Genomic DNA, 22,465 nt, shown 5'->3' with positions numbered 1-22,465 from the left:
CAGAAGGTCCCGCTTGCTACAAATTCTCATGCAATCCCCTCACGTCATAGATGACGATCCAGCCGTTGTCGTAGATGCGGGTGACGCCCTTGACGTCATTGAACTTGAGCAGCGCTGCGCCCGAGAGCGGCGTTCCCCGCGGCGCTTGCCACGGCTGAAAGTAAAAGCCGAGCACCGGCGGGGCCGTGGTCAGGCGCAGGTCAATCAGCAGGAAATCGATGTCGCTTCCCGCTAAGGCCCAAAACTCGTCGGGCCCCAATGTCTCGGCCTCGAATATGCGCGCGGCATCGACGCCTTCGACGATAGTGACCCTGACGTCCTGCCGGCCGTAGCCCGCAAGCAGAAGGCGGTTGATGCGGTCGGTGGTGAAGCGGTTGCCGGCACCGAGCCATTCCTTGGCCCAGCGTGCCGTTTCGATCCCCATCGGCTCGATCGATTCCTGATCTGCGGCCACTCTGTAGCGTCCATGGATCGGATTAATCGAAGAGCTCGTGACGCCGCCCAGGACGATGATCACCAGAGCAACGGCCGGTGCGATGCGGCGCCACCCGCGTGGCGTGCGGCCCTGCCAGAAGTGGACGATGCTCACCGCGACGACCAGCCCGACGGCGATGAACACGAACGTTCCCATGCGGTTGCCGACTTGCCATCCGGCGACGGTCAGTCGGAAGGCCACCGAGACTGGGAGCCCGAAGGCCAGCAAGCTGAGGAGCACGAGGCGGCTATCGCGCCAGCGGCGTTCGAAAATGTCCTGGATCGGACGCCAACCGGACCGCGCACCACTCGGCGCTGCCATGGCCAGCGACCGAAAGAATCCCGTTGCCAGTCCGAGTACCACCAGCAGGAGCGCCAGCAAGGTGGTCAGCCGCATGTAGAGGGCCTTGTCCGGCGCTCCGAGGTGCTCCGACCGCGGTGTGGGCGCGCCGAGGATCTTCCCGAGCAATGTGTCGAAGCCGGAGTCGATCACCGGGCCGAGATAGCCTGTGAGAGGGATGCCACGGGCCTGCACCCACAGGGTCGGCAGGACTATGGCGAGGATCGCCGCGAGGCCCACGGCAATGCTGGTCTTGATCCGCAGGGGGTCGTGCCGGCGCAAAGCCTCGAGGGCTGCCAGCGCTCCGAAATAGATGGCGGCGAAGGCGGCCGAGAGGTGATGCGTGACCGCAAGGCTTGCCAATAGCAAGGCAATCAGCCAGAGCGACTTCAGCCTCGGTCGCCCGACGAGATCCTTGGACGCTGCCTCGACCGCGAAGGTCAGCACGCACAGCACGATGCCGAGGCTCTCGTAGGAGAACATTGAATCGAACAGGAAGAAGGTTGAGCAGCCCATATAGGCCAGACAGGCGATAGCCGAGATACGCGGCGATCCGGCGATGCTCTCGAGGAACAGAAACAGGGCACCGATGAACGTGCCCTTGAGGATGACCAACAAGAGCGTCCCCGATACGAACAAGGGCAGTCCTGTCAGATCTACGATCGCCATCGTCAGGATTTCCAGGCCGGGATACGTTGGCCCGATAGGGAAAAGCGGGTTGGACAGGAACAGCCGGCGGGCCGTGATGAGATCCTCGGCCGCGATCCAGTGCAAAACCTCGTCGTAACCGCTGAAGCTCGTCGGGGAATAGACTATCGTGCAGTAGAGCAGGGCTTCGGCAAGCAGGAACAGGAGGACCAGGCGCTCACCCCGGGCTGTTGTCGGCCAGGCGATGCGAAGGCTGGTCGGAGCGACCAAGAGAACGACACCCGACCAGAAGAGCGGCGGCGCCACGTCATAGCCCCGGCGCCCGGCTGCGTGCCCGGTCACGACGAGGAGTAGAGCAGCGGCGGTCGTCAGGCATAGAACCGCGATCCATCCGGAACTGGCGCGTTGCGACGGGGCATCGGCGCTGCCGTCGCGAAGGTCGGGACCGACAACGGCCGAGACGAATCGTATCCCGGCCTGGAGCGGGTTGACCCTGGCTCCGGCGGTGAAATGAGCCGGCATCATCAGCATCATGCCCTCGTCGCAGGAGGCCACGATGTCACGCCGCCGGAGGGCAAGCGGACCGCGGATCGGCTGCTCAGGACCTCACAATAAACGTCGCTCAGCGCTTGCGCACAGGCATCCCAGTCGGGCAGCGCCAAATCCGGGACCTCCCGATGGGCCTCCAGTTCCTCGGCCATGGCGGCGGCCAGCTCTCCCGGACCGGCGTTGCGCGGAATCGCCCTGCACAGGCCGTTGGCGGCCAGCTCCCGCAGACCGGACGTGTCGCTGACGAGGACCGGACGGCGCAGCGACAGGGCTTCCATTACGGTGACCGGATGGGCTTCGTAGTCGCTGAACAGCACGAACAGCGCGGCGCTCGCCAGGAGGTCTGCCATTTGCTGCCGCTCGGATCCGGGAATACCCGCAATTGTGACCCTCTTCTCGAGGCCGAGCGTCGCGACGAGGCGCCGCAATTCTCTCTCGTACGGGCCTGTTCCGACGATGTGCAGTCGCACGTCCGGTATCCGGCGGATTAGTTCGGGCAAGGCCGCGATCGCCCGATGATGGCCCTTGTAGCGCTCCAGCCTGCCGCCCGAGACGATCAGGTGCGGATCGACCTTGATGCCGGGGCTCGGAGCCGGCATCGCGGCGCCGTTCGGGATGACGACAAACCGTTCCCGCGGCACGCCCATCCTCACGCTGAAGAAGCTGGCTTCGAATTCGGAGACGCCAATCAGCCGCGCGGCCCGGGCCACCAGCGGCCGGAGCAGCGCGTGCTGTGTGCCGCGCACGGCGTTGCGCAGCCGGGAGGAATGCCCGCCGCTGTGGAAGGTCAGGATGAACGGCAGGTCCCCGCGGATGGCGGCGAGCAGCCCGATCGGCGCCACGAAGGTGTTGTAACCTTGGAAATGGATCAGATCCCAAGTCCCGCGCCGGATCGCGGTATAAATGCCGGGCGCAAAATATAGGTCCAGCTCCCTCGGCCAGGCCGGCACGCGCCGCACGCGCATGCCGCGCACCTCCTCCTCAACCGGCAACTCCCCCGAGGGATCGGTGGTGAGCACGTCGACGGCGTGGCCACGCGCCACCAAGCGGGGACCGACTTCCTGGATGTGAGTTTCGATGCCGCCTATGAGGGGGTAGCAGCGAGCGGCAACCATCAGGATTCGCATCAGGTCTGTCCACCGACAACACAGGCTGTCACGCTCCGCCTGCGCTGTTGGTGCACCCTCTCGCGCAGGATGGTCTTCAGGACGCGCCAGCCGTCCGGCATGGCGCGCAGATGGCTCACACCGCTGATGCGCGAAGCCTCGAAACTCGCCACCTCGACGATATTGAGGTGGTTCTTCAAGGCCCGCACGTTGATGAGGGTCTCAATCTCGAACCCATCGCAATCGCAGTCAAGCGTGGCGACGTGCTTGGTCCAGAAGGCTATGTATCCGTAGCATAGATCGGAGAACCAACCGCCATAGAGCAGCCGCACGAACAGGGTCAGCCCCTTATTACCGAACATCCGGAACAGCGACATGTCGTCGGTGCCGGCGCCCTGGATAAAGCGTGAACCCTTGACGAGATCCGCGCCGGCCATCAGCGCACTGACAAAGACGATCGCCTCCTCCGGCACCATGGAGCCGTCGGCGTCCAGCATGACGATGATTTCGCCTGTGGCGGCCAGGAATCCTGCCTGCAGTGCAGCACCCTTGCCCCGCCGGGGCTGCATGACAATCTTCACGTCCTCGCGCAGGCGGCGCGCGACCGCGACCGTGTCGTCGGTCGAGCGACCATCCACGATAATGATCTCATGCGCCCAGTTGGGGATGCGCGGCAGAAGCCAAGGGAGGTTCTCGGCTTCATTGAGCGTCGGGACGACGAAGCTGACCCGGGGCAGAGTCAGCGATCGGCGCAGCGCGAAATCAATCGGGTCAGGCGACGGTACGCCACCGACAGGGGCGAGAATGCTGGCGAGACGGGCGTTCATGACAGCGCTTTGAGGTCGTACGATGGAACCCAGGAGGCGGGCTGGAAGCGCGCAAGAACTGCCGCTAGGTGTCGAGCGAGATGATGGGCCGGGTGATAGGTCCCGTATACGAATCGACACACCGGGCCGAAGCTGTTCGCGGCGGCGGGACCGATGAAATGCAGGCCAGGCACCGAGGTCTCGTAATGGGCCGATAGCTGCGGCGCGCCCTCAACCAGGCGGATCTGGCGCAACAGCGTTGGGCCCAGGAAATGCTTCCATGACCCCATGAGCCATGACCCCATGAGCTCCCCGAAAATCCGGTGCTCGACATCTCGCGCACGTAAATGCGCGGCCAGAGACAGGTAGGGGGCCGCTCCAATGACCGCCACATCCACGGATGTGCTTGATCTAGCCATGTGCAGACTCCCCGGAAAGTGAAATCAAGATGATGTGAAATAAGATTGTGACCTAGATGGCATCTTAATCTTTAGTTACCCGAACATTACTGATGCAGATCTGAAATGGAAGAACGATAGATGGTTAGGGAAAAACAATAGATGATTAGCTCCTTGGGGGTATCCATTTAGGTTAGTTCGAGCCATGCCACGGCGCGGACAGTACGGCAGCGGCACCGATCATCTTCAGCAGCTGTGTTGGCAGCGTTGCCAAACCGTTTAGAGCTCTGGGGCCACCTTCAACGCCAGCAAGGACCTTCATCGACCCGCGGCCGGCACAAGCTCACAAGCGACAATTTCTACTGAGCGAGCCATGCGGAAGACAGCGCGAAGAAATGAACGTTCAGCGCACGCTGACATTGCCACTGGCCAGAAGCTGCGATGTCCAGGTAGGCTCGTTCCTTCACTCGGCTGTGATTTCCGAGCTTATTCTGTGCCCGAGAAGGGTCGAGCGCGCCCGGCCCTTCGCAGGCGGGGTATCTTGCGCTCGACCGCCTGGCTACGGGTAGCTAACCCGGACGAGACCGGCCAAGAGAGGGACTGCCCACGCGGTCCCGAGACCGGCGCGTCGGGTACCAGCAGCCGATACGAGGTCGTGACCTCTCGCAAACCCCGGATATGCCCGAACAGGTCGATCACCTCCAAGCCAGACCGGCGGTTGTAGGTGTGACACCCCAACGCTCCGGACCAAATGCGACCGACCGGGGTCTGGGCAAACTCCGACGCCCCGAGCGCATCGATCTGGCAGAACGTCACCGCGCCGCCATAGCCGCGCGCGCAGTCTTGGACCGGGCGTAGCGTGCGTCCGCCGTGTCGGATGACGGCGCCTGCGGGGCGGCTGAGCCTGGCATCGAGCAGGACCGGGTTGGCGGCATGGGGCGTCCAGGACCCGGTCAGGCTCTCGGCACGGTAGAGGCTGAGGACATCCCAGGACGTGGACCTCCACAGCCTTGGGCTGACGAAAAACCAAAAGCCGCCCGCATGCCAGAGCGGCGTGGTATCGTAGGCCTCAATGCCTTCCATAAGGCAGCCCTCCCGCGTCCATCGGTAAGGGAATTCCACTGCCCTGTAGAGGCTGACGTTCCTGGCCGCCCCCGATTCGGGGATCATCCAGATCTGCCCGTCGTGCTTGAACACGAACGGGTAGGAGAGGTGATGCGGTTCCTCCACGACGATCCGGGATGCGCCGGCTGTCCCGTCCCGGTTCACTGTCACGACCGCAATGCACCCCCGGTTCTTCGAGTAGAGGTATTGTTCGACAAAGATGAAATCCTGCCCCTGGTGCGGGAACGGGAACGGGTCGGCAAGGTAGCTGTCGGCATTTCCGGTGAGCACCCGGAAGGCTCCTTCGCCTTTGTCGAGCAGGCTCGCCGATTCATCGAAGCGCCAGCCAATCCCCCACATCCTGCCGCCCCTCGCCAGGACGTCCAAAAGCCCGATCGCCTTCGATGCCACCGTGCCGGTCGCCCTTGCAAACGCCGAAAGCGCGCCAAACGAAGGCACTGCGGTCCGTGGACCGGGGATAACGGCCGCAGCAGAACCGGTTTCCTCGCACAGTGCTTTGAGGATCAGCGGCACAGCGCAGGAAAGGGCGCTGTCGAGCCTCGCTGCCAAGACTTCACGGTCTCCACTGGCCGGACGCGCCGTCCACGGCCGCAACGGGCGCGCCGTGTCATGCAGGTCGACGAGAAGATCCTGATGATCCACCCAGGCCGCCACGACTCCGATCTCGCCGGGTGCGCCGTTGAAGACCGGTGTGAGCACGCGCCGCCCCGCCGGGAGCGATTCCGCCCCACTCAAATCGATCACGACATCCACTTGGTCGGCCGGAGGCGAAGGCAGGCACCGCAGCGCCGCCTCGACGGGGTCGATGGCGCCGTTCCCGCGAAAGCCATAGACCAGTCGTTCGAGTTCGAGCAGCAGACGGCAGATTAACGGCAGCGGGCGGCGACCGGCCGCCAAAGCGCAGGAGACTTCGTTGCCGGGCAGTTCAGCAAGCGCTTCTGCCAGCCAGAGGTGCCATCGCAGTAGCCGGGACGGATCGAGACTCAGGCAAATGCGCATTGTTGTCCTCACGGCGGAGTTCAAAGGACGCCAGCTCACAGTTCCACGAGAACCACCTCAGGCGATCCGCCTAACCTGGACTCCGCCGCGGGCCCGCAAGCCAAGGGCGGCAGATGGAAAGCCGCATCGCGCGCCGCATCGCGAGGATAGTTTCCACCTACTGCGGCTGCGAGGACTCGCCATGTGGGGAGCCGAACACTTGATTGGGAGATGTCTGACAGCACGGGTCCATACTCGAGCGGCTGGAAGCGGCCAAGCACCACTATGCCCGAACGACGCCGGGCTGTGCGAGGTCAGAGGAGGTAATCCTTCGGGGTTCTTGCGCTGTGCCTCCGGCAAGGGTCATGTGGAGGGATGATTGTCGAATGGCAACGGGCGAAATACGAACTGCGCAAGGCGTGGTTGTGTGCGCTCGTGTTCGCGTTCGTATCCGTTCCGGCTGTCGCGAGCGCCGCAGACGATCCGCCGGCAACGTCCTTCGTCAAGACTTCCGGAACGAACTTTACGTTGGACGGCAGCCCGTTCTTCGTGACCGGCGTAAACAACCACTATCTAACCTACGGGTCGCAGGATGAGGTCACCCGCGTTCTCGACGACGCGGTGGCGATGGGCGCCAATGTGGTCCGCACCTTCCTCCAGCCGGTGATCGGGTCGCTCGACGGAAGCAAGCCTACGATCTGGGATTGGCGGCTTGAAGGCGAAGCCAGTAATCTCGCGGTCAAGGGCACATACCTGCTCCACTGGGATCCGAGTCAAAACAGGATGACGATCAATGACGGCGTCAACGGCATGCAGAAGGTTGATTTCCTCATCGCCGAGGCCGGCAAGCGACGCCTCAGGCTCATCATCGCCGTCCTGGATTTCTGGGCCTACACGGGGGGCGCCCAGCAGATGCGGGCCTGGTATGGGAGCCGGGACGAGGCCACGTTTTTCTTCGATGACCCGCGCACGAAGCGAGACTACAGGACTTGGGTCCGCCACGTCGTGCAGCGCGTCAACCCGCTCACTCGGCGTGCCTACCGGGACGACCCGACTATCATGGCTTGGGAGCTGATGAACGAAGGCAATGCGCGCCCAGAGGCTTTGCGGTTGGCCTGGACTGCCGAAATGTCGGCCTACGTGAAGTCCCTCGATTCCAATCACCTTGTCAGCTCAGGGAACGCCAACAGTCTCGACCCGAAGCTATCCGATTTGACCGTCCCGACTCTCGATTTCGGGACCTGGCACGGCTACCCGCTCTACTACAAGCTCACGATCCAGCAATTCAACGACATGATCACCGAGTTCTGCCGGTTGGCAGTTCGCGCCGGGAAGCCGGTGCTTCTGGAGGAGTTCGGCCACGCCCGCTCCAATCAGAATGCGGCTGCAGCTTACGCCATGTGGCTCGACACGCTGACGCGTGATCGCAACTGCGCCGGCTGGATGGTGTGGCGGCTGGTGTCGCAGCAGGACAGCGGACGCTATCCGGTCGACGAATACGACCAGTTCGATATTCACCATGACGGCGGTGCGCTCTGGAACATCCTCAAAGCCGCCACGGCTCGGGCGACGCAGACACGCGAAACCGGCCCGGCCTCAGAAACCAGCCGGGAGGCCCCATGACTGAAGCCTCCGTTGTGATCTGCGCACACACTCTCGACCGCTGGGACGAGTTGAAGCGTGCGGTCGGGTCCGTCCGCGCCCAAACGCATGTCCCACGTGAAATCGTCGTGGTCGTGGACAACAACGAGGCCTTGCTAAAGCGCGCCGCGCGCGAGATTGCGGGCGTCACCATCCTCGCCAATGCCAGGCAAGCGGGCTTGTCGGGCGGGCGCATGACAGGAGCGGAATACACCACGGCCCCCGTGATCGCCTTCCTCGATGATGACGCTGTCGCCGACCCGCACTGGCTGGAGGAGCTGTTGGAGGCTTATCGGGATCCAGCAGTGTTGGGCGCCGGCGGCCCGGTTGAGCCGCTGTGGCAAGTGCCGCCGCCCTCCTGGTTTCCCGGCGAGTTCCACTGGGTCGTCGGCTGCACCTACGCCGGCATGCACGTGCGCGACGGGCGCATCCGCAACCCTATCGGGGCCAACATGTCCGTGCGGGCCGACGTGCTGCGGCACGCCGGTGGCTTTGCGCCGGATCTCGGGCGCCGCAAGCTCGGGTTCTCCGTCAGCGGCCGAGCAAGGATCGGCGGCAAGGCTGAGAGCTGCGAGGAGACGGAGTTCTGCATCCGGACCGCCGGTCTATACCCTGGGGGCTATTGGGCGTATCGGCCAGCGGCGCATGTGCTCCACACTGTGCCGGTCCAGCGCACCACGTGGAAATACTTCGTTCACCGCTGTCTCGTCGAGGGCACCGCCAAGGCAGTGTTGACGGGTCTCGCCGGGTCCCAAGACGTTCTTGGAGCCGAATGGCGATACGTCCGGGAGGTGCTGCCGCGCGCCGTGGCAAGCGATCTGAAGGCGGCCATGCGCGGCAAGGTAGGCGCCGCCCGGCGGGCCGGAGCGATCGTGGCGGGCTTGGCCCTTACTGCGTTCGCCTACGCCACGACGCGCCTCGGCGGGGCCGCCGAAGCTTTGTCACAGCATTTGCTATCGCGGGTCCGACTTTGGAGAGCATAGCCGACGCCGATTTAGGCATTGCAGGGAAACCGGTTTGGCCGATACGGGAAGTCTCCGAGATGGCCTTGTTGACCGGCGGCGCCGGCTCCATCGAGAGCGTCGATCTGCCACCGCAAAGCGAATGGGCCAGCGATTTCATGCACCCTCACCCGGCGCGCGGCCCCATCGCAGGTAACTCGTAGGAACCAAAATCTCGCCGTTCCACAGCGAGGCTGACCGTTAGAATGTCGTCGCCGGTCTGGACAAGCGATGCCGCATTATCGTGTCTACGTTCTGGACGAACACGGCCGCTTGTGGGCGACGCGGCGAAAGAGCACGCCAGGCGGTTAGCAGACGGCCACAAGCTGGAGCTTTGGCGACCGGTTGCGCAGTTCAAATTTGACAATCCGCGGGGCCGCCCCGCGGCGACGAAGCGCCCTCACGCCCTAGTGCCCTAGGGCCACGTTCAGCCATTTCAACAAAAAGCCGCTTAAGCGACCGTACTTCCCTTGGATGCGGTTGCACATCTTGGCGCTGTCCAGATCTTGAAAAATTTGATCCCGATGCAGGCACGTTGGCGTTGCGATTGAGCGGCCTGTCCGGTGCTGTAGGGCTACGCTCGATAACGGTGCCAGCCTTCCACCTTCGATCATTGAAGGCGCATGATGCGGACATCGCCGCCGTGCCACCGGCGACGTCGCCCAGCGACGCGTGTAGCCCGGAACGCTGTTTCGGAGTGGTTGTCCGACGCACTACATGAGAGTGTTGATAAGTTTTCACACTATATGAGAGTGTTGATAAGTTTTCACCTAGCCTCATTCTGGCCGCAAATGGCAGTAAGGTCTCCTGGCTTGCGTACATCGTCCACGAATAATCTATTCACGTAGGTACAAGACGGTGTGCGGATAAGCCAGGAAGCGGAAATGCCTGCGTTTTACTTAGGGCGCGGGTGGAATGACAACAAAAAAAACGCAATGAACTAAGGATCTACCGTTGCTTTTACTAAACGGCATGCTTGGCGGCGCGTCCGCCGGAAGAGCTGCCTCGGCTTCAATGCGGCTGCGGCTCGAACCGTTGAACACCTTGTGGCGTCAGCTGCGACACCGTTTCAAGGGAGGGCCTGATGGGCATTCCCGCCGACAAAACTCGCCTTCGATGGCGAGTTCAACGTTAAGCTCGCTCGACAATAATGTCCGGGCGAGGACTTCCAAATCTCCGCTACTTTGAAATCCGTTCGCGGTGCCCAGCTGCGAGCATGCGATATGTCGCGCGCATTGGCGATGCGCGGCAGTGGAATTCCCTTTTTTCAACACCATAGAGGATCATGCAATGGCTCTTTCCGCACCCGCAGGCTTTGCCTCTAGCGACCTCGTCTTCGAGGAAAACTTCTCCGGCACGGCGCTCGACAGCGACTGGAATACCTACATCACGAGCAATGCCGCCAACGGCTGGCCGTGGAACGACAATGGGTCGGGCGGAAGTGGAATGGGCAACCAGTTCAATGCGGAATACAATATGCCGAGCCAAGATACGGTGAGCAACGGGCTGTTGAATCTCACGGCAATCGAACAGCCCGTGGACGGGGTGGCTCAGGGGTCTGCACAGACATTCCCTGTCACGTCCGGCGCCGTCAGCAGCTATGGCAACTTCGAATTCGACGGTGGCTATCTTCAGATCAGCATGAAGGCGCCGAGCGGCAACGGCGCGTGGCCTGGCCTCTGGATGATGCCCGGCCAAGGCGCGGGCAGCAGCGGCGATAATTTCGAGATCGATATGCAGGAGGGTGGATTTACCGAAGGTTCGGGGCCGGCAAATCAAGCGTTGTCTTGGCACATTCACACACCGTCGGGGACGTTCGGCGGTGTCACCGACACAGGTGTTGATCTCACGGCCGGCTTCCACGCGTACGCCATCAACTGGGTGCCTGGTCAGTCGATCACCTGGTATTTCGATGGGAAACAGATCGGGCAAGTGACCAGCGCGCAGGCGCCGATTCCGAATGAACCGATGGAATTGATCATGAGCAATCAGGTCGCGAATTCGAGCGCGACCGGATGGCATACGACTCTGGATAGCTCGACCCCCTCATCGATGCAGATGCAGATCGATGGGGTTCAGCTCTATCAGAAGGCCGGCAGCGGCGACACCGTCACAGGTGCCAACGTCACTCCCCCAACTACTGGCTCGACCGGGACCGAGACTGGGCCTGGGACCGTGACCGGGACTGTCCCTCCTTCCGGCGGCACCAGCGATGGCACCTTGTACGGCACCAGCGGCGCCGATGTATTGCATGGAACCAGTGGCCACACGATGATCGGCTATGGCGGCAACGACACTTACTATGTCGATAATGCCAACGAGAAGGTGGTTGAGGCAGTGGGCGGCGGCAACGACAGTGTGATCGCCTCGGTGAGCTATGCGCTTTCGGCCGATTCGGAGATCGAGCATCTCGCCACCAACAACCCGTCCGACACGAAGGCGATGACCCTCACCGGCAACGAGTTCGCCCAGACCATCCAGGGCAATGCCGGCAACAATGTCATCAACGGCGGGCTCGGCGCCGACGTCTTGACCGGTTACGGAGGCCACGATGCCTTCTCGTTCAATACTGCTCTTGGAGCCGGCAATGTCGATAAGATCACCGACTTCAAGCGCTCCCAGGATACGTTCCATCTCAGCGATACCGTTTTTGCCGGGCTTCAGCCGGGAGGGCTTCCATCCAAAGCTTTCTTTGTTGGTGCAGCCGCGCATGACAGTTCCGATCATATCATCTACAACAGTGAAACCGGGGCGCTCTCTTTCGACAGTGACGGGGCCGGCGGCGCATCTCAAATACAGTTCGCCACCCTTTCCCCACATCTCTCGCTTGGCGCAGCCTCATTTTATGTGACCTGAAGGAACGCGGGGCTGCCGTGGCCAAATAAGGACTGGATAAACAGCACCTCAAAGCCATGATCCCGAACCGAAGTCAGCGTAGCAAAAGGCGGGAGCCCGGTTTTCGGAGAAGATCATGCTCAAGCAAAAGAGATGGGGTTCCATCCCGATGCCATCGGGATGGAACAGGCTCTAGTTGCGAGCTTTCTGTAGGTTGTCCATTCGGACCGAACCGAGGAGACTGAAGTTACCAAGCTTCGCGTCCGAATGAACATCCCAGACTGGCACGCGCAGCATCATCAGCTACTTTCTCTCGCCAATGATGCAATACAAGCAGGAAACACTGCGAGAGCGGTAAGAAGCCGGTTTGCAGCCGACGAAAGTTCGCCCTCCGGTTTCAGCTCGAGAGCGCCGCAATCTTGTCGAAGCGCAGCCGAAGCATGCGATACGTCAAAGGCGGGAAGCGGTCGGCTCGAAGCTGGATGACCAAAGCCGGTTGTGGAAGGTCGAACTGCAATGCTAGCGAGACAGGCCTCGCGCTCCACATTGCATTACCATCCGACGGGTACATTGACGTGGAGCAACATCGAACACCCTGTTCTGCCGCATCACGCAAACCTGGCGCGGACGGCGCCCTCCTCGATCGCGTGGCCCTGGTCGAGCTGATCGCAGTCACGACAATCTAACGGGCTTGAAGTTGGGCGCGCGGTCGATTCCGCGACCGACGAAAAAAGGGATCAAGTGAAGATGTCGAGATGGAGGCGCTCGCCATCTAAGGCGACGCATTCATCCGGAATGGAACTACACCATCCGCCCGAGATCAGTGGCAAATCGGAGCAGTTGACGGGTCCTAGCCCGAGCTCCCTCCCCTGCGCAATAACACCAATGCTTGCAGGTGACGCCAATTTGGGAAACTATTGACCCCGCGAGGCCTCTCACGCGGTTGATGTGGTTCAGGCTGCCGCAGCTGAATTCGTGGCGATCTCTAAAACAGACCTCGTTCTGCTGGGAAATACAAGTGCTGACGTCGCGGCGGTCATTCCTGCAGCTCTTTGGCGCCGTGTCGCTGGCGGCATTCGGTCTGGCGAGTTATGTCATCGCGATTGAGCCTCGGTTTCGACTGCGTGTCACTCACTACAAGCTCCTTCCGCCGCGCTGGCCGACCACTGCCAAGCCCCTGCGCATCGTCGTGGTCGCTGACATCCACGCCTGCGAGCCTTGGATGCCGGCTTCCAGGATCGACGAGATCGTTGGTGTTTCGAATAGCCTGCAGCCCGACATCATCCTTCTCCTTGGCGACTATGTGATGGGTGTGTCGCCGCGCTATGCCACCGGGATCGTGCCCGACACTGTTTGGGGCAATTCACTTTCGAAACTTTCCGCGCCACTCGGCTGCCACGCCATTCTCGGCAACCACGACTGGTGGCACGGTGTCGACAGCGTCCGCGCAGCCCTCGTCGACAATGGCATTCCGGTCCTCGAGAACACCGCCACGCTTATCCGTCAGCAGGATGGCCCAGCATTCTGGCTTGCGGGTCTTGGCGACCAGTGGGCCATGCAGTTTTCTCGCGGCGTTTACAAGGGCGTCGACGATCTGCCTGGAACAATGGCCGCAATACCCGACGACGGCAATCCGATATTGCTCCTTGCGCATGAACCGGACATCTTCATTACTGTCCCTGACCGTGTCAGCCTGACGTTATGCGGCCATACACATGGTGGACAGGTGCGCTTGCCGTTCATCGGCCCCCCCATCAGCAATTCAGCCTACGGACAGCGCTTCGCCTATGGGCATGTCGTCGAGGGTGGGCGGCACATGATCGTATCCGGGGGTTTGGGCGTATCGTGGCTGCCGGTGCGCTTCGGCGTGTCGCCGGAGATCATGGTCGTCGATATCGGCCCCCAAACGTCCTCTCGTCCTGTCGACGAATGACATCTGCTGTCCCCAGAGAGACCTGCCGTCCGCGGACCCTTTCGCGTGAGGGTATTGATGGTCGTGTACATGCGGTCGGGGTTTCGCCGTGTTCCCATCGCCTCCAAGACGAACGCGGCGCAGTCCATCATCCTTTCTCCGGGCAGACGGAGTTCCGCTGATCCCTCTCGATTCCACTTGAATGCCATTGAGAAGGCGAGGCAGGCGTCCGAAACGCCTTTCGTCGACATTCTCGGGACGGCCGTGCTTGGACGAAACCTCGTTTCGCGGATCGGCGGGCATGCTCCTATCGGGTGAGGCGGCGCGCGAACCAGCGTGTTAGGACTACCCCGAATTCCTGAAGGGGCCTGCGCCCGGCAGCGTGCTAGGACTGTTGCGCGCAATAGCGGATCAAAACCGTGACCCTGGACATACTCGGCCAGGCCAGGCCGAACACATTCGTTTTCGAAAACAGTGCTCTCATCAAAGCCACTGGCTTTCGGGAATACGACGCACGCTGGTGGTTTGGCCATCCAGACTTGGAGAAAGAGCCCGAACTCAACCTGATGCGCGTGGAGGCGATCGCATTGGGGCTTGGCACCATGATCCGCCGAACGGGTGTAGCCCCAAACACCATCACTGGGCACTACCTCCGTAGCTCCCATCAAGAGGCGCGTTGCCGAACTCGTCAATGCCATAGCTGGCTTCGAGAAGTCGGGGCATTTCATCTTCAACCCGCCGATCGGGTGCAGCTAGGACGACGGGCGCCTCACGGCGATAGCCGTTTGCGAGATGCTCGACCGCAGCTTGGGCAAGACACTCGCGGACCTTTACCGCGATCTGCCGCTGACCTTCAGCAGACCGACAATGTCGCCCCACTGCCCAGAGGGTGCCGTGCTGCGCCGCAATCCAGAGATCGGAGCCTACAACCAGACATTCTGAGAGGGACTGGACCATGTCGGACCGGATCATAAGTTTTGTCATGAGTGGCGGCGTCGGCTCACGGCTGTGGCCGCTCTCGCGCGAAGACAATCCCAAGCAATTTCACGATCTTTCGGGCGACGGTTCCATGCTCGCGAAGACTGTCGGACGCCTCAAAGCGCGGCCGGACGGCGAGCTGCCGATCTACCTGCTAGCTTCCGAACGGCATGCAGACCGCGTTCTATCGGATATCGGTCCGCTCGGTCTGAACGGCGGCAGACCGATTTTCGAACCCGTCGGCCGCAATACCGCCGCTGCGGTGGCCATAGCCACCTTGCACACGATCTCCGAATATGGCGAGGACGCGCTTGTGCTCGTGGTCCCCTCCGACCATCAGATATCGACCGAAACGCAATTCTGGGAAACCGTCGAGGCGGGCATGCCTGCCGCCGAATCAGGCAGCATTGTCGTGCTCGGCATCAAGCCGACGCATCCCGAAACCGGCTACGGTTACATCGAGGTTGCGGCAACTGGTGACGGAGTGGCCGCCGTTTCGCACTTTGTCGAAAAGCCCAATGCCGAGACGGCCCGCAAATATGTGGCTTCGGGAAGATATTACTGGAACGCCGGCATCTTCCTGTTTCGTGCCGACACGATGCGGACGCATTTCTCGAGTTCCGGCCAGACATCTGGGACACCGCGGAACGGGCCTATAAGGCTGCACGGACCGACGTCTTGGGCATCTACCTGCCCCAGGGCTTCTATTCGGCTGTCCCGTCGACGTCGATCGACTACGCAGTCATGGAGCATGCACGCGGTATTGCGATGGTTACAGCTTCCTTCCGCTGGAACGACCTTGGATCGTGGCAATCGCTGCTGGAAGCCAGCCCGACGGACCGCGACGGCAATGTCGTAATGGGCGACGTTGTCGCCATGCATTGCGGCAACTCCTATCTCAGAAGCCAGGGCAGACTGCTGACAGTCATTGGAATGAAGCATGTGGCGGTGGTGACGACACCGGACGCGGTATTCGTCGCTCCTGTCAGCCACAGCCAGAACGTGAAGAAAGTCGTCGAACAACTCGAGAAGAGCGGACGCCTTGAAACGAAGTTCACGGGGTCGGACGACCGGGTTATCATCAGCGGGTCATGGCGCAAGCGCGTCGAGCACTGGCTCTTCAATGAAACCCTGCCGCTGTGGTCCACTGCAGGTGTCGACGATGCGTATGGCGGCTTCCACGAGGCGCTCGGTTTCGATGCAAGGCCGTTGGGCAAACCCAAGCGCATGCGGACGATGGCTCGCCAGATTTACGCGTTCGCGGTGGCCAAAGAACGCGGCTGGGTTGGACCGGCCGACAAGCTCATCGACCACGGCATCGAGTTCATCGCGAAACGCGGCCGCACCGATCGCGGTGGCTGGGTGCGCACCCTTAATTGCGACGGCAGCGTGGCTGACCCGACGGAGGACGCCTACGACCATTCCTGCGTGCTCCTGGCGCTTGCCCATGCTCACCGATGCGGCCATCAGGATGCCCTGCAGCTGGCACAAGAGACGTTCCATTTCATCGACACCCATCTCGAGGACGTCAGCCTGAACGGCTTCCTCGAGACCCCCGGCTGGAAGGGGGTGCGGTTCTCGAACCCGCACATGCACATGCTGGAATCCTTCCTTGCCTGGCATGGCGTCACCGGCGAGCGTGCATATCTCCGTCGGGCGGCACGCGTCGTCGATCTCTTCCGGTGCCATTTCTTCGACCAGGAGAGCTGGACGCTTGGGGAACATTTCGACGTCAATTGGCTACCGTTGCCGGGAGACGAGGGACAGTGGACCGAACCGGGGCACCATTTCGAATGGGCTTCGCTCCTCGTCGAGTTCGCGCGGGCAAGCGGGCAGAAAGACTTGGCAGCCTACGCCAGGAAGCTCTATTCGTCGGCGATCGCCAGCGGATTGAACCGGGCCACGGGCCTGGCTTATGCAGCCGTGTCGCGGCAGGGAATTCCCTTCGACCGGCTCTCCCGCAGCTGGCCGCAATGCGAAGCCGTCAAGGCGGCCGTCGCCCTGGACGGCATCGGCGGGCCTGATCTGAAACCCGAGATCGAAGCTCGTGTCGCCCGCCTCTTCAAATGGCATATCGATCCCGCACCGCTTGGCTTGTGGATCGACAGGATTGACGAGCGCGGAAGGTCACTGGCAACGGAGGTGCCCGCGAGCATTTTCTACCACCTCGTGACGGCCTTGATGCAGTATCTGGACAAGACCGCAGGGCAGGTCGAACCTTTCCCGCTGCCAGCTTTGGATGTGAGCAAGACCGTTCCAATGCAGGTTTACGGCTGACCCAACCGTCCGCCATAGCTCCGTGTTGGTGAAACGATCAATAACGAAACTAGTACAAGATAGGGAGGAATACCCATGAAAGTGACAATACTGGCAAACTATGCACCCCAGGCCTATAAGGGATTGATACAGGGCTCAGACCGGGAAGCTGCAATCAAGGCGCTTTTTGAAAGCGTTGGCGGCAAGGTGTCCGGCATGATGTTTACTCGCGGCGCCTATGATCAATGCTGAGGTTCCGGACCAGGCTGCTGGGATGGGTCTAGCATTGGCGGTGCGGGCAAGCGGCTCGGTAAACGACCTCGTTGTCCTCGAAGAACTCGACATGAAGGCGGTGCTCGCAGTTGCCAAAAAGGCTGCCGGCGTTTACAAGCCCGCCGGCTGATTGGACAACTGGCTGTACATTGAAGGCAGCACGGTTCCGATTGAACGCGCCGTGCTGCCAAGTCCAGGAAAGACACGCTGCGGTTTCGGAAAGCCGAAGCAAGCGCGGCATTGGTTCTGCTTCGATACGCGCCGACAGCGAACGCGCCCGGCTCAGGGGTCAGAAACGGAGGTCATGCCGAATTAATTTTGGAATGTACACCCTAGAAGGTGCGCTTGACGGATCGGCGAGGTCCGGTTTTGTAGAGGTTTCTTGTCGGAGCGCTTCTTTATCTAATCGGAGCGCGACAAGGCAACCGAGATCACATTGTCAGTATCTGTTTCAGGTAGCTCGAACAGCATTGGCAAAAATTGGCGCTCGGGCGGCGTTCTCATGATCACCGTTCCTAAGCGAGCTCGGACTTTACGACTTTCCAGGATACCTATGGTCCTGACGCAGCGGCTGGAGCTAGCCGTCACTTCCCTACACCCTGTGCGCCGCCACTAATCTCGCGTAGAAGGGCCCTGGCCGAACCCGGCCCTGCGACGCGAGAACTCCATGCGAATAGTGTTGCCTGTCCTGTTGCTCGGCGCGGCCCTCGCCAGCCTGTCGCCCGCCCGGGCAGCGGCCGGCGATTGCGGCGATGCCGCCGCCCTGGTGCAGCAGGCCTATCCCAAGGCCCGAAAGAGCCCCGACGGCGCCTCGTTCACGCTTGTACCCCATACGAGCATCGCCTCAACGCTCCCGGAGAGCGATGCGCCATTCGGCTTGGCCTGCAAGATCTGGCCGGCTCATGACGACCTGCTTTTGGTCGCGGTACCGCTGATCGACAGCGCTAACAGCGACCACCTGCATGTCGGCGACATCGAGCTACTGGTCGTCGATAGAAAGAGCCTGCGGGTGCGCCAGCGCCTGCTCCAGCCTGGACTGATGACCGATGATGCCATCGCGATCCGTAAGGCGGAATTCGGCACCGGCCGCTATGCACTGGCCCCTGAGGTCACCGCCTTCGGCCTGCGCATCGAAATGGCAAACCATTCGCAGGCTACTCCCTTCACTGAAACCGACCTGCGGCTCTATGCCGTCGCCAGCGATGCGCTGCGCTTGGTGCTCGACGGCCTCGTGGTTGCCGGCCATGGCGGCGAAGGCGATGCCAGTTGCGCCGGATCGTTTCATTCCAGCCAGGTCAGCCTGGCGATGAGCCCGGCGCGCCACCACGGCTATCGTGACATCATTGCGGTCGAGCGGACGGATACCGACAATCCCTCCCCCGACAAAGATGGCGAATGCAAGTCCCATCCCGCCAAGTCTGTGAAGCGGACCTACCGGCTGCGCTATGACGGCAACCGCTATCCGGTTCCGGCGGCACTCAGGGTGATGGGGTTGTGACGCCGCCGCACACGTCCCTGCCTTGGTTCGTCAATGTGATCAATTCCAGTTGAATGGGTATCGACCATTAATTCTCTCGTGGTAGGAGGCGCTCAAGGGGGCTCTTCCCAAAGGAGCTGATGATCTGTGGTGGTCAAGATTCAAAAGGGGTTTTGCCGGAACGTGGGACGACAGACTGGACGGGCTATTCTCCGCAAAGGTCGACTACGCCGGGAAATCCATTCTCGATGTTGGCTGCAATATGGGTGTTGTCGCCTATGAGATATCCAAGCTGAAACCCAGCTCGATCCACGGGATCGACATTGCCAAGCCGCACATCCAGACTGCAAAAATGTTATTGAGCTGCTCCCCGGTGCATGCCCGGTTCGATCGCCTGAATCTTGGCAGCCGGCCCCTCGGCAATATCCTTCTACCGAAATACGATATCGTCCTGCTGCTGGCCGTCTATCAGCACATGCAGCGCAACATCGGCCCAGGCAAGGCGCGAAGGGTGCTTTCCAATATTGTGAGGCGCACCTCAAACGTTGTTGCCCGCGTTCATCGAAACGCTGTCCGACGAGGGATTCCAAGTTAAGAGCACTCACACATCCCCTCTTGGTAGTCATGTGCTCGTTCTTGAGAAACCTGCCTTCGGAAATCCGCAGCCATGATGACACATTCCTTGTGGTAGTCTGCCCTTTAAACATCCATCTACCAGCAGCGGGCGCAGACCCGCTGCCTGCCTGCAACTCGGCCCGGGAAGCGCCGATTCGCCGGCAGAAAGCATCTTGCGGATGGACCTCGCGCCAATGCCGTTGACATTTAGCGTCGCGACTGCGGTGTTCTCTGCCACTGCCTTAACAGACAGGATGCCCCCGTTGGCCTAGGTGACGAAGACGAGTTTGGCCGCCACGGCGAGGGCACTGCCCGTCCCGCCTGCGGTCAGCGCGCCGCCACTATCGAAATTCAGCCAGGTGCGCCATCATCTCGCGGCGCCCTCCCAGCGCTCATGGCTCATGGCGCCGGACGGGTGAACAGGGTTCGGAATAGCTCCTGCGCACGCCGCAGTCCTTCATCTGTCAGAACCACTGACTTCGCCTTGTTTGCTGGATTCGCGATCAGCCCCTTCTCGTGCAAGCGATCCAGAGCGCTCCAATCCAAACCCTTCCAGGCGCGCCTCTCTTCATGCAGCGTCAGCCAAAGCAGGCCCAGAACGGCTTCGTCGATCTTGTCGGTGTCGATCTCCATGCAAGCAGCCTAACACGCGAAGGGCCTCTGCCACGATCCACACCGGATAGTTACTCCCTGCCACGAGCGTTCGGCTGAAAATAAGTGCTTCACTCAAGCGTCGCATGCGCGACAGCGTCATTTGCGCGGGCGACGAGCCGGGATGGGATCGGAGTTCATCATGGTGCCTAAGCGGCCGTGGCAGCCTTGCCGCTGGCAATGAAATGCGGATTGGCGAAATCCTCGTCGTCGCTCTGGTTGCGCTTACCGCAGGCGAGCGGCGCGCTATCCAGCGTGCGCGTCATGCCGCCGGCAGCGCGCAGCACCGCGTCAGCCGCCGCGGTGTCCCATTCCATAGTGCGGCCGAAACGCGGATACGTTTGGCGGGACACTTTCTTTTCCGACGCGCTCTCCGGCCGCAGAAGTCTCAACCTTGCCAGAGGTGAATTTTTGACCCCTGAGCGGTTATCGCGGAGCGCATTCCGGGTCACAACCGACTTTGCGACATCCCCCTCACTGATTCACTGCCCGTCTAGCGCCAGAATGCGAAATCCGCTGTGAGGGTCGGGGCTTAGCAACCGCTCAAGGTCGGTCCGAGGTTGCAGGGCTGACGTGTTTTCATCGAGCCAAGACTGACTCTGGTACCGTGCCGGGAATGAGCTATAGTTCAGATACTAAGACGGCCGGGCGCTTGCACAATGGCTGGACTGGGTGAACAGATTGCGCGTCAGCAGCGCACCATGGGACCGCTCCTTGTGGCGGCAGTGGTCATCGGCCTTATCGGCCTGCCCGTCGCAGCCTGGCTCGACCTCCGAGACCTATCGGAACGGATGCTGCGCAGGCAGGCCAGCGAAATCAGCCGGATCATCGACGAAATGCGCGGATTCTACGGCAGCGACGTCGTGGGACGCGTGCTGCAAGCAAACGGCGCCGTGACTGCGACGCACAACTACCGGGACGTGCCGGGTGCGATCCCTATTCCAGCAACCCTCTCGATTGAACTCGGCAAGCGCATCAGCGCTCACGACGGGTCCGTCAAATATCGGTTCGTCTCGGATCTGCCCTTCAAAGGTCGCGCCCCCCACCAGCTCGATGTATTCGAGCGGAATGCAATCTTGGCTTTGCGCGCCAACCCGAAGGAGCCGATCATCGAAGTCTCGGGTTCACTGTTTGACCGGCAGGTCCGCGCCGCGGCCCCTGTTATAATGGGACAAGTCTGCGTGACCTGCCATAACTCACACCCGGACAGCCCCAAGACGGATTGGAAGGTAGGGGATGTCCGAGGGATCCAGGAGATATCAGTCAATCAGCCTATCGCTGCGAACATCCTCACTTTCAAGTATCTGCTCGTATATTTCGCCTTCGCGGCGGCGGCGGGCCTGACGTTCATTCTCCTGCAGCGTCGGCAGTCCGCGTTGATTCAGGGCATCAACAAGGAGCTTTCGGAGGCAAACGACTTCCTGGCCGCGATTTCATTGAAGATCGCCAAATACCTTTCGCCTCAAATCTACAAAAGCATCTTCAGCGGCCAGAAGGACGTCACCATCGCGACCGAGCGCAAGAAGCTCACGATCTTTTTCTCCGACGTCAAGGATTTCACCGCGATCGTGGAACGGCTCCAGCCCGAGGACCTGACGCTTCTCCTCAATGAGTACTTCACCGAGATGTCGGCGATCGCCCTCAAACACGGCGGCACTGTCGACAAGTTCATCGGCGACGCGCTTCTTGTGTTCTTCGGCGACCCCGAGACGCAAGGCGTCGAGGAAGACGCGAGAGCCTGCTTGCGCATGGCTGTCGACATGCAGCGTCGGGTGGAGCAGTTGAACAGGGTGTGGCATGACCGCGGAGTTGAACGGCCCTTCCGAGCTCGCATGGGCATCAACACGGGCTATTGCAATGTTGGGAACTTCGGTTCCGACGATCGGATGGACTACACGATCATTGGAGCCGAAGCGAACTTGGCGGCGCGTCTGCAGTCGATTGCCGAGCCCGGCGGCATCTGCCTCAGCTATGAGACTTACGCGCTCGTGCGCGACCTTGTCCGGGCGCGTCCGTTGGCACCGATTGCGATGAAGGGGATTAGCCGGGAGGTTGTCCCCTACGAAGTCGAGGGCCTCCTGGGTGAACTCGCCCAGCGCCCTCAGGTCATCAGCGAGCACGCGACTGGCCTCGACTTGTTCCTCGATGTTGAGGCAATCGACGAGAACGGGGTCGAGCGGGCGAAGAAACGACTTTCGGAGGCACTCCTGGCCTTATCCATCCGAACCAAGCCCGCCGCATTTTAGGTTCTTGAACCTGGTCCAATCTGGACCGTGGCCAGCCACATAAGTCGGGTTCAACACCGTTCAGCCGCGCCGGGTGCCGGCCAGGGGTTGGCGCGCGCGCATGATCCTCGTCATCAGCGCGTCAAGGCCGAGGAGTCGATGAACATCAGTCATTCT

General features: G+C 61.4%; 16 protein-coding genes and 3 pseudogenes. 12 read left to right on the top strand and 7 right to left on the bottom strand.

Annotated features, from left to right (window positions below):
- Positions 1 to 16: 16 nt before the first annotated feature.
- The 5 genes from NKH43_RS30170 to NKH43_RS30150 all read right to left on the bottom strand — a co-directional run bounded on the left by NKH43_RS30170 (position 17) and on the right by NKH43_RS30150 (position 6,445).
- Positions 17 to 2,017: a putative glycosyltransferase family protein gene (locus NKH43_RS30170; RefSeq protein ID WP_352861238.1), complete on the bottom strand. Its 2,001-nt coding sequence runs from the start codon at positions 2,015 to 2,017 to the stop codon at positions 17 to 19.
- Positions 1,993 to 3,138, bottom strand: a complete 1,146-nt coding sequence (locus NKH43_RS30165; RefSeq protein WP_352496281.1) for a glycosyltransferase family 4 protein — start codon at positions 3,136 to 3,138, stop codon at positions 1,993 to 1,995. The genes NKH43_RS30170 and NKH43_RS30165 overlap by 25 nt, the downstream gene beginning before the upstream one ends.
- Positions 3,138 to 3,944 (bottom strand): glycosyltransferase family 2 protein, encoded by an 807-nt coding sequence (locus NKH43_RS30160; RefSeq protein ID WP_352642485.1) that lies wholly within the window; start codon positions 3,942 to 3,944, stop codon positions 3,138 to 3,140. Before NKH43_RS30160 ends, NKH43_RS30165 begins: the two co-directional genes overlap by 1 nt.
- Positions 3,941 to 4,342, bottom strand: coding sequence for a hypothetical protein (locus NKH43_RS30155; RefSeq protein ID WP_352642483.1), 402 nt, complete (start codon positions 4,340 to 4,342; stop codon positions 3,941 to 3,943). The genes NKH43_RS30160 and NKH43_RS30155 overlap by 4 nt, the downstream gene beginning before the upstream one ends.
- A 465-nt stretch (positions 4,343 to 4,807) precedes the next feature.
- A complete protein-coding gene (locus NKH43_RS30150; protein ID WP_352861235.1) occupies positions 4,808 to 6,445 on the bottom strand; it encodes a glucosamine inositolphosphorylceramide transferase family protein in 1,638 nt (545 codons plus the stop codon).
- 354 nt (positions 6,446 to 6,799) lie between these two features.
- Between NKH43_RS30150 and NKH43_RS30145 the strand changes: the two genes are divergently transcribed.
- The 11 genes and pseudogenes from NKH43_RS30145 to NKH43_RS30100 all read left to right on the top strand — a co-directional run bounded on the left by NKH43_RS30145 (position 6,800) and on the right by NKH43_RS30100 (position 19,392).
- Complete coding sequence (locus tag NKH43_RS30145; RefSeq protein ID WP_352861234.1) at positions 6,800 to 8,047, top strand: glycoside hydrolase 5 family protein; 1,248 nt, start codon at positions 6,800 to 6,802, stop codon at positions 8,045 to 8,047.
- Entirely contained in the window at positions 8,044 to 9,048 is a 1,005-nt protein-coding gene (locus NKH43_RS30140; protein WP_352496286.1) for a glycosyltransferase family 2 protein, read from the top strand. Before NKH43_RS30145 ends, NKH43_RS30140 begins: the two co-directional genes overlap by 4 nt.
- A 59-nt stretch (positions 9,049 to 9,107) precedes the next feature.
- The gene (locus NKH43_RS30135) at positions 9,108 to 9,230 is read left to right on the top strand and encodes a hypothetical protein (protein WP_352861232.1); all 123 of its coding nucleotides are present in this window, start codon (positions 9,108 to 9,110) and stop codon (positions 9,228 to 9,230) included.
- A 1,126-nt stretch (positions 9,231 to 10,356) separates the two neighbouring features.
- The gene (locus NKH43_RS30130; RefSeq protein WP_352861230.1) at positions 10,357 to 11,922 is read left to right on the top strand and encodes a family 16 glycosylhydrolase; all 1,566 of its coding nucleotides are present in this window, start codon (positions 10,357 to 10,359) and stop codon (positions 11,920 to 11,922) included.
- A 1,000-nt stretch (positions 11,923 to 12,922) separates the two neighbouring features.
- Complete coding sequence (locus tag NKH43_RS30125) at positions 12,923 to 13,834, top strand: metallophosphoesterase (protein WP_352496295.1); 912 nt, start codon at positions 12,923 to 12,925, stop codon at positions 13,832 to 13,834.
- A 642-nt stretch (positions 13,835 to 14,476) separates the two neighbouring features.
- Positions 14,477 to 14,701: pseudogene (locus NKH43_RS35385) on the top strand (phosphomannomutase/phosphoglucomutase); the annotation flags it as partial.
- Positions 14,702 to 14,768: 67 nt separating this feature from the next.
- Positions 14,769 to 17,068, top strand: a pseudogene (locus tag NKH43_RS30120) (AGE family epimerase/isomerase).
- A gap of 75 nt (positions 17,069 to 17,143) precedes the next feature.
- Positions 17,144 to 17,299 carry a GYD domain-containing protein gene (locus NKH43_RS30115; RefSeq protein ID WP_352642475.1) on the top strand — a complete coding sequence of 52 codons (156 nt, stop codon included), beginning with the start codon at positions 17,144 to 17,146 and terminating at the stop codon, positions 17,297 to 17,299.
- A 22-nt stretch (positions 17,300 to 17,321) separates the two neighbouring features.
- Entirely contained in the window at positions 17,322 to 17,450 is a 129-nt protein-coding gene (locus tag NKH43_RS30110; protein WP_352642473.1) for a hypothetical protein, read from the top strand.
- A 537-nt stretch (positions 17,451 to 17,987) separates the two neighbouring features.
- Positions 17,988 to 18,818, top strand: coding sequence for a PA3715 family protein (locus NKH43_RS30105; RefSeq protein ID WP_352861227.1), 831 nt, complete (start codon positions 17,988 to 17,990; stop codon positions 18,816 to 18,818).
- Between the two features lie 124 nt (positions 18,819 to 18,942).
- The gene (locus NKH43_RS30100; protein ID WP_352861253.1) at positions 18,943 to 19,392 is read left to right on the top strand and encodes a class I SAM-dependent methyltransferase; all 450 of its coding nucleotides are present in this window, start codon (positions 18,943 to 18,945) and stop codon (positions 19,390 to 19,392) included.
- Between the two features lie 419 nt (positions 19,393 to 19,811).
- On the opposite strand, the gene NKH43_RS30095 is transcribed toward NKH43_RS30100, so the two are convergent.
- Positions 19,812 to 20,045, bottom strand: a complete 234-nt coding sequence (locus tag NKH43_RS30095) for a DUF6429 family protein (protein ID WP_352861226.1) — start codon at positions 20,043 to 20,045, stop codon at positions 19,812 to 19,814.
- 167 nt (positions 20,046 to 20,212) lie between these two features.
- Positions 20,213 to 20,401 (bottom strand): annotated as a pseudogene (locus NKH43_RS30090) (inositol monophosphatase family protein); the annotation flags it as partial.
- A 321-nt stretch (positions 20,402 to 20,722) separates the two neighbouring features.
- Here NKH43_RS30090 and NKH43_RS30085 point away from each other — a divergent pair.
- Complete coding sequence (locus NKH43_RS30085; RefSeq protein WP_352861224.1) at positions 20,723 to 22,309, top strand: adenylate/guanylate cyclase domain-containing protein; 1,587 nt, start codon at positions 20,723 to 20,725, stop codon at positions 22,307 to 22,309.
- Positions 22,310 to 22,465 lie beyond the last annotated feature (156 nt).

Source organism: Mesorhizobium sp. M1163, assembly GCF_040318415.1.
Taxonomy (GTDB): Bacteria; Pseudomonadota; Alphaproteobacteria; order Rhizobiales; family Rhizobiaceae; genus Mesorhizobium.
Note: the sequence above shows the minus strand (reverse complement) of the source record. Positions and strands in the feature narration are given on the sequence as shown.